Source organism: Litoreibacter arenae DSM 19593 (assembly GCF_000442275.2).
Classification (GTDB): Bacteria; Pseudomonadota; Alphaproteobacteria; order Rhodobacterales; family Rhodobacteraceae; genus Litoreibacter; species Litoreibacter arenae.
In genome coordinates this window covers 906,322-918,383 of sequence record NZ_KE557306.1, presented here as the reverse complement: position 1 = coordinate 918,383, position 12,062 = coordinate 906,322, and the positions used below count along the sequence as shown (strand labels likewise).

12 protein-coding genes are annotated in these 12,062 nt (G+C 61.6%); 8 read left to right on the top strand and 4 right to left on the bottom strand.

All coding sequences use genetic code 11. The annotated features are described in order from the left end of the window. The first annotated feature begins 150 nt into the window (after positions 1–150). Genes cysS through THALAR_RS04580 form a run of 3 tightly spaced genes read left to right on the top strand, consistent with a single transcriptional unit; the run spans position 151 to position 3,906 of the window. Positions 151–1,551 (top strand): cysteine--tRNA ligase, encoded by a 1,401-nt coding sequence (gene cysS / locus THALAR_RS04590; protein WP_040817214.1) that lies wholly within the window; start codon positions 151–153, stop codon positions 1,549–1,551. After that, positions 1,548–3,164, top strand: coding sequence for a citramalate synthase (gene cimA / locus THALAR_RS04585; protein WP_021100322.1), 1,617 nt, complete (start codon positions 1,548–1,550; stop codon positions 3,162–3,164). The genes cysS and cimA overlap by 4 nt, the downstream gene beginning before the upstream one ends. Beyond that, a complete protein-coding gene (locus THALAR_RS04580) occupies positions 3,154–3,906 on the top strand; it encodes a squalene/phytoene synthase family protein (RefSeq protein WP_021100321.1) in 753 nt (250 codons plus the stop codon). The genes cimA and THALAR_RS04580 overlap by 11 nt, the downstream gene beginning before the upstream one ends. On the opposite strand, the gene THALAR_RS04575 is transcribed toward THALAR_RS04580, so the two are convergent. Genes THALAR_RS04575 through cobA form a run of 3 tightly spaced genes read right to left on the bottom strand, consistent with a single transcriptional unit; the run spans position 3,903 to position 7,279 of the window. Continuing rightward, positions 3,903–5,135 carry an MFS transporter gene (locus tag THALAR_RS04575; protein ID WP_021100320.1) on the bottom strand — a complete coding sequence of 411 codons (1,233 nt, stop codon included), beginning with the start codon at positions 5,133–5,135 and terminating at the stop codon, positions 3,903–3,905. The genes THALAR_RS04580 and THALAR_RS04575 overlap by 4 nt on opposite strands. Before the next feature lie 9 nt (positions 5,136–5,144). Beyond that, the gene (locus THALAR_RS04570) at positions 5,145–6,431 is read right to left on the bottom strand and encodes a cobyrinate a,c-diamide synthase (RefSeq protein ID WP_021100319.1); all 1,287 of its coding nucleotides are present in this window, start codon (positions 6,429–6,431) and stop codon (positions 5,145–5,147) included. Next, positions 6,428–7,279 carry a uroporphyrinogen-III C-methyltransferase gene (cobA, locus tag THALAR_RS04565; protein ID WP_021100318.1) on the bottom strand — a complete coding sequence of 284 codons (852 nt, stop codon included), beginning with the start codon at positions 7,277–7,279 and terminating at the stop codon, positions 6,428–6,430. The genes THALAR_RS04570 and cobA overlap by 4 nt, the downstream gene beginning before the upstream one ends. 97 nt (positions 7,280–7,376) lie before the next feature. On the opposite strand from cobA, the gene THALAR_RS04560 reads away from it, so the two are divergent. The 5 genes from THALAR_RS04560 to THALAR_RS04540 all read left to right on the top strand — a co-directional run bounded on the left by THALAR_RS04560 (position 7,377) and on the right by THALAR_RS04540 (position 11,159). Further along, positions 7,377–8,420 carry a cobalt-precorrin-5B (C(1))-methyltransferase gene (locus tag THALAR_RS04560; protein WP_021100317.1) on the top strand — a complete coding sequence of 348 codons (1,044 nt, stop codon included), beginning with the start codon at positions 7,377–7,379 and terminating at the stop codon, positions 8,418–8,420. Then, positions 8,417–9,154 carry a cobalt-precorrin-6A reductase gene (locus THALAR_RS04555; RefSeq protein ID WP_021100316.1) on the top strand — a complete coding sequence of 246 codons (738 nt, stop codon included), beginning with the start codon at positions 8,417–8,419 and terminating at the stop codon, positions 9,152–9,154. Before THALAR_RS04560 ends, THALAR_RS04555 begins: the two co-directional genes overlap by 4 nt. Continuing rightward, on the top strand, positions 9,135–9,758 hold the full coding sequence (locus THALAR_RS04550) for a DNA-3-methyladenine glycosylase family protein (protein ID WP_021100315.1): 624 nt from the start codon (positions 9,135–9,137) through the stop codon (positions 9,756–9,758). Before THALAR_RS04555 ends, THALAR_RS04550 begins: the two co-directional genes overlap by 20 nt. Continuing rightward, positions 9,755–10,426 carry an alpha/beta hydrolase gene (locus THALAR_RS04545; protein ID WP_021100314.1) on the top strand — a complete coding sequence of 224 codons (672 nt, stop codon included), beginning with the start codon at positions 9,755–9,757 and terminating at the stop codon, positions 10,424–10,426. Before THALAR_RS04550 ends, THALAR_RS04545 begins: the two co-directional genes overlap by 4 nt. A 148-nt stretch (positions 10,427–10,574) precedes the next feature. Next, entirely contained in the window at positions 10,575–11,159 is a 585-nt protein-coding gene (locus THALAR_RS04540; RefSeq protein WP_040817208.1) for an HNH endonuclease, read from the top strand. Here the strand turns inward: THALAR_RS04540 and THALAR_RS04535 are convergent. Further along, a complete protein-coding gene (locus THALAR_RS04535) occupies positions 11,156–12,055 on the bottom strand; it encodes a cation diffusion facilitator family transporter (RefSeq protein WP_021100312.1) in 900 nt (299 codons plus the stop codon). The two genes, THALAR_RS04540 and THALAR_RS04535, sit on opposite strands and share 4 nt — an antisense overlap. Positions 12,056–12,062: the final 7 nt, after the last annotated feature.

Genomic DNA, 12,062 nt, shown 5'->3' with positions numbered 1-12,062 from the left:
CCGCCCGACCTGCTAGCAAAGCCGGATGACGACACGCACACTCATCTGTTGCTGCATTACCATCTGAGATTTCTCAGGCGGGTCGTTTTGCGTTTTCCATCTCAGGTCAGTTTCGCTAAACCCGCCGCAACACCCGCGCGCGAGGCTCCTATGACGATCAAGCTCTACAACACCAAGACACGGCAAAAAGAGGTCTTCAAACCAATCGTAGACGGCAAGGCATCAATGTATGTCTGTGGCCCCACCGTCTACGAGCGCGCCCATCTGGGCAACGCTCGCCCCGTGCTGGTCTTCGACATGCTCTACCGCCTGCTGCGCCATGAATACGGGGCGGAGAACGTCAAATACGTGCGCAATTTCACCGACGTGGACGACAAGATCAACGCCCGCGCCGCCCAGACAGGCCGCCCGATTTCCGAGATCACCGACGAGACGATCCAGTGGTTCCTAGACGATATGGGCGCGTTGGGCGCTTTAGAGCCCACCGACATGCCCCGCGCCACCGAATACATCGCGCCGATGATCGCGATGATCGAGGACCTGATCGCCAAGGGCCACGCCTACGCCGCCGAAGGTCACGTCCTGTTCAAGGTGCGCAGCTACAAGGACTACGGCAAGCTGTCCGGCCGCTCCGTCGACGACATGATCGCCGGCGCGCGGGTAGAGGTGGCACCCTACAAAGAAGACCCGATGGATTTCGTCCTGTGGAAGCCGTCCTCCGACGATCTGCCCGGTTGGGACAGCCCGTGGGGCAGGGGCCGTCCGGGCTGGCATATCGAATGCTCCGCCATGGCCTACGAGCTGCTGGGCGCGGCGTTCGACATCCACGGCGGCGGCAACGACCTGACCTTCCCGCACCACGAGAACGAGATCGCGCAAAGCAAATGCGCAGGCCACGATTTCGCGAATGTCTGGATGCATAACGAGATGCTACAGGTCGAGGGCAAGAAGATGTCCAAGAGCTTGGGCAACTTCTTCACCGTGCGCGATTTGCTGGACCAAGGCGTGCCGGGCGAGGTGATCCGGTTTGTGATGCTGAGCACGCATTACCGCAAGCCGATGGACTGGACGGAGAAGAAGCGGGAGGAGGCGGAGAAGACGCTGCGGAAGTGGCGGGCCCTGACGGCAGGTGTAATTCCAGCAGGCAAACCACTTGCTCAGGTTCTCAATCCGTTAAACGATGACTTGAATACCCATGGTGTGCTCGCAGAATTGCAACAACTGGCGCTCGCTGGTGATGTCACCAACTTGCTCGCATCTGCCCAAGCGATGGGATTTTTAACGGAAGAACTGGGAGATTGGGTTGAGCAAGGCCCAGCCGATGGTGCGGATCTTTCGAAGCTACATGACGTAGCCCGTTGGTTTGGTGCGGCACGTAAGAAAGCAATGGAAACCAAAGACTTCTCTGCTGTAGATCACTACAAGGCGCAGCTTTCCAATGCTGGCGTGGATGTCAAAATGTCGAAGGACGGGGTGGAGTTGGAACCTAACGGTAAATTTGATAGCAGCCTGCTATGGGCCATTGAACGTGATCGAGGGGCCGAACTTTGACGCGCGAACGCCTCACCCTGTTCGACACCACCTTGCGCGACGGGCAGCAGACGCAAGGGGTGCAGTTCTCGACCCCTGAGAAGGTCGAAATTGCCAAGATGCTCGACCAGCTTGGCGTCGACTATATCGAAGGCGGCTGGCCGGGGGCAAACCCCACCGACAGCGAATTTTTCTCGAACGCGCCGAAGACGAACGCCACCATGACTGCGTTCGGCATGACCAAACGCGCGGGCCGCTCGGCGGAGAATGACGACGTTCTGGCCGCTGTCCTGAATGCCAATACCCCCGCCGTTTGCCTTGTCGGCAAGACCCATGACTTCCACGTGAAGACCGCGCTCGGCATCACTCTCGACGAAAATGTTGAAAACATTGAAAAAAGTTTTCAGCATATTGTCAGCCAATCCCGCGAAGCCCTGTTCGACGCGGAGCATTTCTTCGACGGCTACAAGTCCAACCCCGACTACGCCCTGTCCTGCATTCACGCCGCCTTCAACGCAGGTGCGCTGGTGGTTTTGTGCGACACCAATGGCGGCACCCTTCCTGCGGAAGTAACAGAAATCGTTGGGAAAGTCATCGCCAGCGGCATCCCTGGCGACCGTCTTGGTATCCACACCCATAACGACACCGACAACGCCGTCGCAGGCTCCTTGGCCGCCGTCGACGCAGGCGCGCGCCACATCCAAGGCACCCTTAACGGTCTGGGGGAGCGGTGCGGCAACGCCAACCTCACTTCCCTGATCCCGACGCTGCTGCTGAAAGAACCCTACAAGTCCCGCTATGCCATTGGTGTCAAAGCAGAAAACCTGCATCTACTGACACTGGCCTCCCGCAAGCTGGACGACATCCTGAACCGCGTTCCCAACAAACACGCGCCCTATGTGGGCGCCTCCGCGTTTGCGCATAAGGCGGGCCTCCACGCGTCGGCAATCCTAAAGGATCCAACGACTTACGAGCATATTGACCCCGCTTTGGTCGGAAATGCCCGCATCATCCCGATGAGCAATCAGGCAGGGCAGTCCAACCTGCGCAAACGCCTTGCCGAAATGGGATTGAAAGACATTGATACCAATGCCTTGCCGCGCATTCTTGATGTGATCAAACAGCGCGAGGACGAGGGCTATTCCTACGACACCGCCCAAGCCTCGTTCGAGCTTCTGGCCCGGCGTGAGTTAGGCCAACTGCCACAGTTTTTCGAGGTCAAACGCTACAAGGTGACGGTGGAGCGGCGGAAGAACAAATACGACAAGATGATCAGTCTGTCCGAGGCTGTCGTCGTGGTAAAAGTGGGCAAAGACAAGATGTTATCGGTGTCGGAGAGCATGGACGAGACCGGCTCCGACCGCGGCCCCGTGAACGCGTTGTCCAAGGCGTTGGCGAAAGATCTGGGGCCGTATTCAGCACTGATCGACGACATGCGATTGGTCGATTTCAAGGTCCGTATCACCCAAGGCGGCACCGAGGCCGTGACCCGCGTCATCATCGACAGCGCCGACAGCAAGGGTCGCCGCTGGTCCACAGTGGGCGTGTCGCCAAACATCGTGGATGCCTCGTTCGAGGCGCTGCTGGACGCGATCAACTGGAAGCTGGTGCAAGAGGGCGCCCATGTCTCTTGAGGCGTGCCGCTCCTTGGTGGAACGTGCTGATCCCGAACGGTTTTCCGCCGCACAGCTGGGCACGGAAACGGCGCAGAAGGTGCTCTGGCCGCTTTATGCGATGAATGTCGAAGTCAGTCGCGCGCCATGGGTGACCCAAGAGCCGATGATCGCCGAAATGCGCCTGCAATGGTGGCGCGACGCGCTGGAAGAGATCGCGGAGGGCAAGCCGATACGTGCCCATGAAGTCACCACGGCGCTAGGTGCGGCCATCGGCGCAAGGGAGGCAGCGCTGCTGGACGAGCTGGTGCAAGCCCGCCGCTGGGATATCTACAAGGACGGTTTCGACGACGAGGCGGCGTTGCTGGCCTATCTGGACAACACCGCCGGATTATTGATGTGGGCCGGGGCCTTAGCGCTCGGGGCGCCGGAGGACGCGAAGGCTGATGTGATCGCCTATGGCCGCGCAGCGGGACTGGCCCGCTTCCTGCAAGCCGCGCCAGAGTTGGAGGCGCGGGGCCGCAGGCCGCTGGTTGACGGGACGCCAGAGGGCGTCAGGGTGTTGTGCAAAACCGTGTTGAGCGACATGCCGAAAGCCACCACGCTCAAGCGCCGTTTGGGCAAGGACGCCGCGTCAGTCATCACTGAAGGTTGGCAGACACGGGCGCTCTTGCAACAAGCCATCAAGAATCCGACCCGCGTGGCGGAGGGGGCGTTGGGTCTCAGCGAGTTTGGCAAGCGCTGGCGGTTGCTGTTGAGCTAGACCGACTGTTTCGGGCGCAGCGACAGCCAGATCAACGCGCCGCCCGCCAAGGTCAGGAACGGGATCATCGCGATATTGACGGCGTTCCACCCCTCAACCGCAGAGCCGCCGGAGCAGTTCATCAACCCGCCCGATGCCAGCGACGCCAGCGTCACGCAGCCGAACACGATAGAATCGTTGAGGCCCTGCACCACGCCGCGCTCGGAGACGGTGTGTGCCGAGGCCAGCATCGTGGTCGCGCCGATGAAGCCGAAATTCCAGCCTAGGCCCAGCAGGATGAGGGCGATGAAGAAGTTGGCCAGCGTCACGCCGGTCAGCGCAACGACCCCTGCAAGGCCGAGGATCACAAGGCCGGTGGCGACGATCTTTTCGACCCCGAAGCGGTTGATCAGGTGGCCGGTGAAGAAGGACGGCACGAACATCGCCAGCACGTGGGCAGAGACGATGTCGTTGGCGCTGTCCGCCTCAAAACCGCAACCCATGACCGCCAGCGGTGTGGAGGTCATCACGAGGTTCATCAGCGCGTAGGAGACCATGCCGCAGATGATCGCCACGGCGACGCGCGGGGTCTTGAGCAGCTCTAGTTTGGAGCGCACGGCGTCGTTGGTTTTGGCAGCCGCCAGTGCGGCGGCGTTGGGCAGGTCCAGCAGGAAAAACAGGAACAACCCGACGAGGTTCAGCACCACGATCGCGACATAGCTGCCGAGAAAGGGTATCACGCTGAAATCAAACATCAGTTTGTTGAGTTGCGGACCGATGATCGCGGACATCAAGCCGCCAGCCATCACATAGGAGATCGCCCTGGGCCGGAACTGTTCGGACGCGCCATCGGCGGCGGCGAAGCGGTAGAAGCCTTGGGCAGACATGTATATGCCGCTGATATAGCTGCCCAAAAGCAGCATCAGGAACGAGCCAATATAAAGGCCGTAGCCCGCGACTGCCGCCCCCAGAGCGCCACCCAAGGCCCCTATGACGAAGCCCGTGCGCCGCCCGCGACGCTGCATCAGCGGGCTGATCCATGGGGCTGTGGTCATGGACCCGAACACGATCATCGAAATCGGCAGGGTCGCCAGACACGGGTTCGGCGTCAGGGTGTTGCCCACCAGACCGCCCACCACGAACAGCATCGGCATCTGGCTGCCCAGAATGGCCTGTGCCGCGACCAGCACCGCCACGTTGCGGCGGGTGCGGGGGTCGGATCTGGCGGGGGCGTTCACGATATCGGTCATGCGCTATCGCTAGCCCTTGTCGACAGGGGTGTCCAGACGGTCGATCACATGCGCGAAAGAGCCGCAGACGCGCCCTTGGCGCAGGCCCATGGGCGGGAGAGTTGTGCCTTCGGCGTCGGTGGCGTGAAACAGCGGCTCGCCCTCGGCTTTGAGCGTTGTGGCATAGTGGAATTCGTGGCCTTTAAATTCGCCTTTCATCGGGCCCTGAGTCGCGCTTAGGGTGCGGTAGCCCAGATGCAGCCTCCGCTCGGCAAAACTGGTGTGCAGGGGCAGCAGGCCCGCCATCTTGTGCCCGGTGCCGTTGGCGTCTGTCAGGGTCTCTCCCAAGATCATGTAACCGCCACATTCACCATATATGTCAGTGGTTTGTGATGTCTTTCTCAAGCTATCCATAAAATTGGAATTACCAGCTAGCGTTCCCGCGTGCAGCTCGGGATAGCCACCCGGCAGGAATATCATATCGCAGGGTGGCACCGGCTCGTTCTTCAGGGGGGAGAAGGTCGTGATCTGCATCCCACCAGCACGCCATTCGTCCAGCAGGTGCGGATAGGCGAACGCGAAGGCTTCGTCCTGCGCCACTGCGATGCGGGCATAGGGCAGGCGTGTTATCGGCTGATTGGCCGCGTTCTTGACTGCGCTTGAGGGCAAGGCGTCCAGATCAACATGGCCCTCGATCATGTCTGCCACGGCGTCCAGCCATGCCTCCAGATCCGGCCGCTCGGACGCCTGAACAAGGCCAAGATGGCGCGATGGATGCGCCAGATCTGTCCTTCGCGGCAAAGCCCCCAGCACGGGCATATATGCGGGGAAATGGCGGCGTAGCATCGCCTCGTGGCGGGCGCTGGCGACCTTGTTGAGAATGACGCCCGCCACATGCACACCCTTGCGGTGCCGCGCGAAGCCTTCCGCAATCGCCGCCGCACTTTGCCCCATGCCGGAGCCGTCGACCACCAGAACGACCGGAATCCCCAAGATTTCCGCCACATCGGCGGCGGAGCCTTTTCCGTCAGGCATCGCCCCGTCGAACAGGCCCATGGCGCCTTCGACAACCAGAAAGTCACCGCCTGCTTGCGCCAGAGAGCGTATACGGTCGGGCTGCATGGCCCAGGCGTCAAGGTTGTAGCAGGGCTTGCCGCAGGCCGCTTCGTGGAAGCGGGGGTCAATGTAGTCGGGGCCGGACTTGGCCCCGCCCACGGCACCGCGCCGCGCCAGGGCGCGGAGCAATCCCAACGTGACGGTGGTTTTCCCGCTGCCCGAGGAGGGCGCAGCGATCAGCAGCCCGTTGCCCGGTGTCATGCGCTTTCGGCCGGACGGCCCCGACCCAGCGGGTCCAGATTGCGCGGGGCCTCTCCGGCCATTTGCCCTTGCCAGTCCAGCACCTGCCGCATGGCCGCCGCGCGTCCGACGCAGATGATGGCGGGCGGCTCTGTGCCGGCGGCTTCAATATCGGCGACGCAGGTACCAAGGGTCGTCTCCAGCACCTGCTGATGCTCGGTGGTGGCGTTGGTGACGATGGCGACCGGCTCGGACAAAGGGCGGCCTGCGGCGAGAAGCTGCGCGGCGATGTGGGCGATGTGCTTCATGCCCATATAGATCACGATAACCTGCGAGCCTTTGGAAATCGCCTGCCAGTCAAGGCTGCCCGTGGCGTTGCCGCTCTGGTCGTGGCCGGTGACGAAGGTCACCGATTGGTTCACATCGCGGTGGGTCACAGGGATGCCTGCATAGGCCAGCCCGCCGATGCCCGCGCTGATACCGGGAATAATGCGGATGGGAACACCGTGTTGCACCAGCGTCTGCGCCTCCTCGCCACCACGCCCGAACACGAAGGGATCGCCGCCTTTCAGACGCAAAACGCGTTTGCCGTCGCGGGCAAGATCGACCAGATGCAGGGAAATATCGCGCTGCTTGGCGGACGGTTTGCCGCCGCGTTTGCCAGCGTAGATGTGTTCCGCTTGCGGCGCCCAGTCCAGAATGGCCTCCTGCACCAGCGCGTCGTAGATTACCACATCCGCCTGCCTCAGCGCGTTCAGCGCGTGCAGGGTTAGCAGGCCGGGATCACCGGGGCCTGCGCCACACAGCCAGACCCAGCCGGGCTGCAAAACCGGCCATTGGCCTTGGGGAAGGGGCATCGAGTCGCTCATGGCCCCCTTTATGACCCGTAACCCCCGCCAGCAAAAGCGAAAGAGCGACGCCGCAATCGCCATTGGCGGCGCGAAGTCGGGGCGCTAAGGTCCGCCCATGAGTGACGAGACCCTTCCCAAACTGCGCCGCGGCTGGACCACAGGCGCCTGCGCCACGGCGGCGGTCAAGGCGGGGTTGCAGATATGGTGGGGTGGAGCGGTGCCGTCGAAGGTGTCGATCACCTTGCCGAAGGGCGAAACACCGGTTTTTGCACTCTCGACCGTGGCGCAGGGCGACGGCTGGGCCGAGGTCGGCATCGAAAAGGACGCGGGCGATGATCCGGACGTCACGCACGGGGCGATCATCAAGGCGCGGGTTGCGGCCTCGGATGGCGGCGTGGTCTTCCGCGCAGGCGAAGGGGTCGGGATCGTTACCAAACCGGGCCTGCCCATCGGCGTGGGAGAGCCCGCGATCAACCCCGTGCCACGAGCGATGATGGACGAGGTCGTGGCTGAGATGGCCGGTGAATACGGGCGGATGCCGGATGTGGAGATCACTGTCTCCGTCGTCAACGGGGCGGAGATTGCCAAGAAGACCTGGAACCCGCGTCTGGGCATTGAAGGGGGCCTGTCGATCTTGGGGACGACGGGCGTGGTGCGCCCGTTTTCGTGTTCGGCCTGGATTGCGTCGATCCATCGCGGGATTGACGTGGCGCGGGCGGTCGGATTGACCCATGTGGCGGGCTGCACGGGGGCCACGTCGGAGCGTGTGGTGCAGCAGATGTTCGGACTGCCGGGCCACGCCATGCTGGATATGGGCGATTTCGCCGGTGGCCTGCTGAAATACCTGTCGCGCCATCCCATAGACCGGATCACCATTGGCGGCGGGATCGGCAAGATCACCAAGCTGGCGCAAGGCGCACGGGATTTGCACTCCAAGCGGTCTCAGGTTGATTTTACCGCTTTGAATGAATGGGTTGCAGCGGATATTTCAGGTGCCAACACGGCGCTGGAGGCGGTAACGATTGCGCCGGAACTGGCAGAGCGCGTAGCGCAGGAAGCGTTGGCGCAGGTGAAGCTGATCCTGAAAGACGCACAGGTCAAGCCGGACATCGTGGTGATTGATCGGGCAGGCAATGTGCTTGCAAAGGCGGGGCGATGAGAATTCTACTGCTGGCAGGTACAAGCGAGGCGCGGGATCTATCGCAGGCATTGGTCGCGCAGGGGCATGAGGTCACCGCCTCGCTGGCTGGTGCTACCCGTGCGCCGCGCGATCTGGGCGCTGAAACCCGCGTCGGCGGTTTCGGCGGCGAGCAGGGCTTCCGCGACTGGCTGGCCGCGCATCCGGTCGATCTCGTGATCGACGCGACGCATCCGTTTGCGACGCAGATTTCCGAGCGGACAGCGCGGGTTTGTGCGGATGAACAAATCGTAAATCTGCAAGTGATACGTGAGTCGTGGATGCCAAAGAACGGAGATAACTGGACTTTCATTGACAGGCCAGAGGAGGCAGCGGATGTCATCCCCCAAGGCGCGCGTGTGTTTCTGGCGACGGGGCGTCAGACGCTGCCTGATTTCCACGGCTTGTCGTCATGCTATCTGATCTGCCGCCAGATCGACCCGCCCGACGGGCCGTTCCCGTTCGACAATGGCGAATTTCTGGTAGGCCGCCCCCCGTTCTCTATCAAGGACGAAGTGGAGTTGTTCACCAAGCTGCAAATCGACTGGCTGGTGGTGAAGAATGCAGGCGGGACAATGTCACGCTCCAAACTTGACGCAGCGCGGGCTTTGGGGATGCCGGTGCTGATGATCAACCGGAAACGTCCGCCTGAAGGGCCGAAAGTGGCCACTGTCGAGGGCGCGTTGGAGTTTGTCGATGCGTATCATCAAGGGTGATCCTTGCGTTGCGGAGGGGGCTGCGTGGCTGGCAGCGCGAGAGCCGCGCTTTGCCGAAGCGCTGGATCAGGTCGGCCCGTTGCCGTTGCGATTGAAGCCGGAAGGGTTCTTGGAATTGTTGTCGGCGATCATGGGGCAACAGGTTTCGATCGCGTCTGCCGCCGCCATCAACGGGCGTCTGCGGGAGGCCGGACTGGTAGACGAGCGGTCTGTCGATGCGGCCAGCGAGGCGGAGTTGCGCGCCTGCGGGCTGTCGCGGCAGAAAATCCGCTACGCGCACGCCTTGGCCCGATCAGGAATTGATTTCAACGCATTACGGGGCATGGATAGTGCCGAGGTGGTCAGGACGTTGACGAGAGTTCCGGGCATTGGGACATGGACCGCCGAGATATATGCGATGTTCTCGCTGGGTCATGCAGACATTTTTGCGTCAGGGGATCTGGCGCTACAGGAGGCTGCGCGGCTCCTGTTCGACTTGCCCGACCGCCCCAAGGAAAAAGACATGCGCCGGATGGCGCTGGCATGGTCCCCGTGGCAAAGCGTTGCGGCCCGCATCTTGTGGGCCTATTACCGAATTGCAAAGGATCGAGAGGGGATCGCATGACACGGGTTTTGGACAGCAGCCGCAAGGGCTCGAAATCAGGCGAGGACAGCTCGCTGGTGATCTTCCTGCACGGCTATGGCGCGGATGGCGCCGATCTGCTGGGGCTGGCGGACCCGCTGGCGGAGCATCTTCCCGACACCGTCTTTGTGGCCCCGAACGCGCCGGAGCGCTGCACGGGGAACCCGATGGGCTTTCAGTGGTTTCCGATCCCGTGGATCGACGGCTCCTCCGAAGAGGAATCGGAGCGGGGCATGATGCAAGCCGTGGACGACCTGAACGCCTATGTCGATGCGGCGATGGAGGACGAAGGTGTGTCCGAGGCCGAAACGATTCTGGTGGGCTTTTCCCAAGGCACAATGATGGCGCTGCATATCGCGCCGCGCCGCGCGAACCAGTTTGCGGGCGTCGTCGCGTTCTCGGGCCGTCTGCTGAGGCCTGAATTGCTGGCGGACGAGGCCAAGTCAAAGCCGCCCGTGATCCTGATCCACGGCGATCAGGACGATGTGGTGCCCCCGATCTCGATGCCGGAAGCGGGCGACGCGCTGCAAGAGGCGGGATTTCCCGTTTATGGCCACGTTATGAAAGGCACCGGCCACGGCATCGCGCCGGACGGGCTTGGCGTGGCGCTGTCCTTTATCGGGCAGCAGTTGGGGATGGATCTGGGCTGAGAATTTGCCGCTTCATGCCTACCGGATGACCGCCACATAGCGGGGCTTGTCAGATGAGGAGAACGATATATAGTTTTCCCCACAACCGGGGCGGGGCTCCCCGCTCTGGTGTTCATCATAGCACGACAGAGCAGGAGACCTCTTCTCTATGGACGGCGACTTCAGGCAAGACTTTGTGCGCGAACCGGGATGCTTGAAACACAATCCGGCGCTTGTACTAAACGCAGATTACCGACCACTTTCATATTTACCCTTATCCCTGTGGACATGGCAGGAGGCCGTGAAGGCCGCGTTCTTGGACCGTGTCACCATCCTGAGCGAGTATGACGAGGTCGTCCGCTCTCCCACGACCGAGATCCATATCCCCAGCGTGGTTGTGCTACGGGACTATGTGAAGCCGCAAAAGAAGGTGGCTTTCACCCGTTTCAACCTGTTTCTGCGCGACGAGTTTTGCTGCCAGTATTGCGGCACACGGGGCGATCTGACCTTCGATCATGTGGTTCCCCGGGCGCATGGCGGCATCACCTCATGGGAAAACGTCGTGGCGGCGTGCTCCAAATGCAATCTGCGCAAAGGGTCGCAATGGCTGCATAAGTCCGGCATGTCCCTGCGCCGACCGCCAACACGGCCAAGCTCGGGGCAGTTGTTGAACATGGGGCGAAAGTTCCCGCCAAACCATCTGCACGAAAGCTGGATCGACTTTCTCTATTGGGACGCCGAGCTGGAAAGCTAGCCGTGGCCGATCGTGTGGGGGTGGTCGCAGGCGTCCGAGGGGGCTTCAAGCTCCAGAAACGATTCCGCTATTTCATGTTTTGATTTTAACATGGATTTCAGTTCATTACGGGTCGTTCCTAATTCTGTTTCAGTCACGATATGGGCGCTCAGCGCGGTCTGGTTTTCCTCCATCATCCACACGTGAAGATGGTGAACACTGGAGACCCCCTCGACCGAACGCATGTCATCTAGCAGCGCGTTGACGTCAAGCTCTGGCGGGCTGCCTTGCATCAGAACACGGATCACCGGCCCGATTTCGCGGAAGGACTGCCACAGGATGTATCCTGCGATCAGGAAGGTGATCAGCGGGTCGATCAGCCGCCAGTCGAACAGCAGGATCGCCGTGCCTGCAATGATCACCGCGACCGAGCCCAAGGCGTCGGCCAGATTGTGCAGAAACGCGGCGCGGATATTCATGGATGACTTCGACATGGTATAAGTGAGCGCGGCAGTCACCAGATCGACGATAAGCGCCACGGCGGCGATCCAGACAACCAGCCAGCCATCTACAGGTTCTGGCGCGAAGACGCGCATCGTGGCCTCGTAGAGCAGGTAAAGCCCGATGATGATCAGGGTCGTGTAGTTGATAAGCGCCGCAACGGTTTCGGCACGGCCATAGCCGAAGGTCATGGACGCATCGGCGGGTCTGCGGGCGATCTTGCGGGCGGCGAACGCGATGATGAGAGAAATTGCGTCGGAGAAATTGTGCAGCGCGTCCGCGATCAGAGCAAGGCTACCTGACAGAATGCCACCAATCACCTGAACAACGGTGAGTCCCATATTGACGGCAATGGCCCAAGCGACTCGCGCGTCGCCTGCTTTCGGGTCTATATGGTGGTGATGGTCATGGGGCATGCACCGT

Coding starts and splice junctions, on each gene's coding strand:
- cysS (WP_040817214.1), top strand. CDS start 151: ATGACGATCAAGCTCTACAACACCAAGACACGGCAAAAAGAGGTCTTC.
- THALAR_RS04580 (WP_021100321.1), top strand. CDS start 3,154: ATGTCTCTTGAGGCGTGCCGCTCCTTGGTGGAACGTGCTGATCCCGAA.
- THALAR_RS04575 (WP_021100320.1), bottom strand. CDS start 5,135: ATGACCGATATCGTGAACGCCCCCGCCAGATCCGACCCCCGCACCCGC.
- THALAR_RS04570 (WP_021100319.1), bottom strand. CDS start 6,431: ATGACACCGGGCAACGGGCTGCTGATCGCTGCGCCCTCCTCGGGCAGC.
- cobA (WP_021100318.1), bottom strand. CDS start 7,279: ATGAGCGACTCGATGCCCCTTCCCCAAGGCCAATGGCCGGTTTTGCAG.
- THALAR_RS04560 (WP_021100317.1), top strand. CDS start 7,377: ATGAGTGACGAGACCCTTCCCAAACTGCGCCGCGGCTGGACCACAGGC.
- THALAR_RS04555 (WP_021100316.1), top strand. CDS start 8,417: ATGAGAATTCTACTGCTGGCAGGTACAAGCGAGGCGCGGGATCTATCG.
- THALAR_RS04550 (WP_021100315.1), top strand. CDS start 9,135: ATGCGTATCATCAAGGGTGATCCTTGCGTTGCGGAGGGGGCTGCGTGG.
- THALAR_RS04545 (WP_021100314.1), top strand. CDS start 9,755: ATGACACGGGTTTTGGACAGCAGCCGCAAGGGCTCGAAATCAGGCGAG.
- THALAR_RS04540 (WP_040817208.1), top strand. CDS start 10,575: ATGGACGGCGACTTCAGGCAAGACTTTGTGCGCGAACCGGGATGCTTG.
- THALAR_RS04535 (WP_021100312.1), bottom strand. CDS start 12,055: ATGCCCCATGACCATCACCACCATATAGACCCGAAAGCAGGCGACGCG.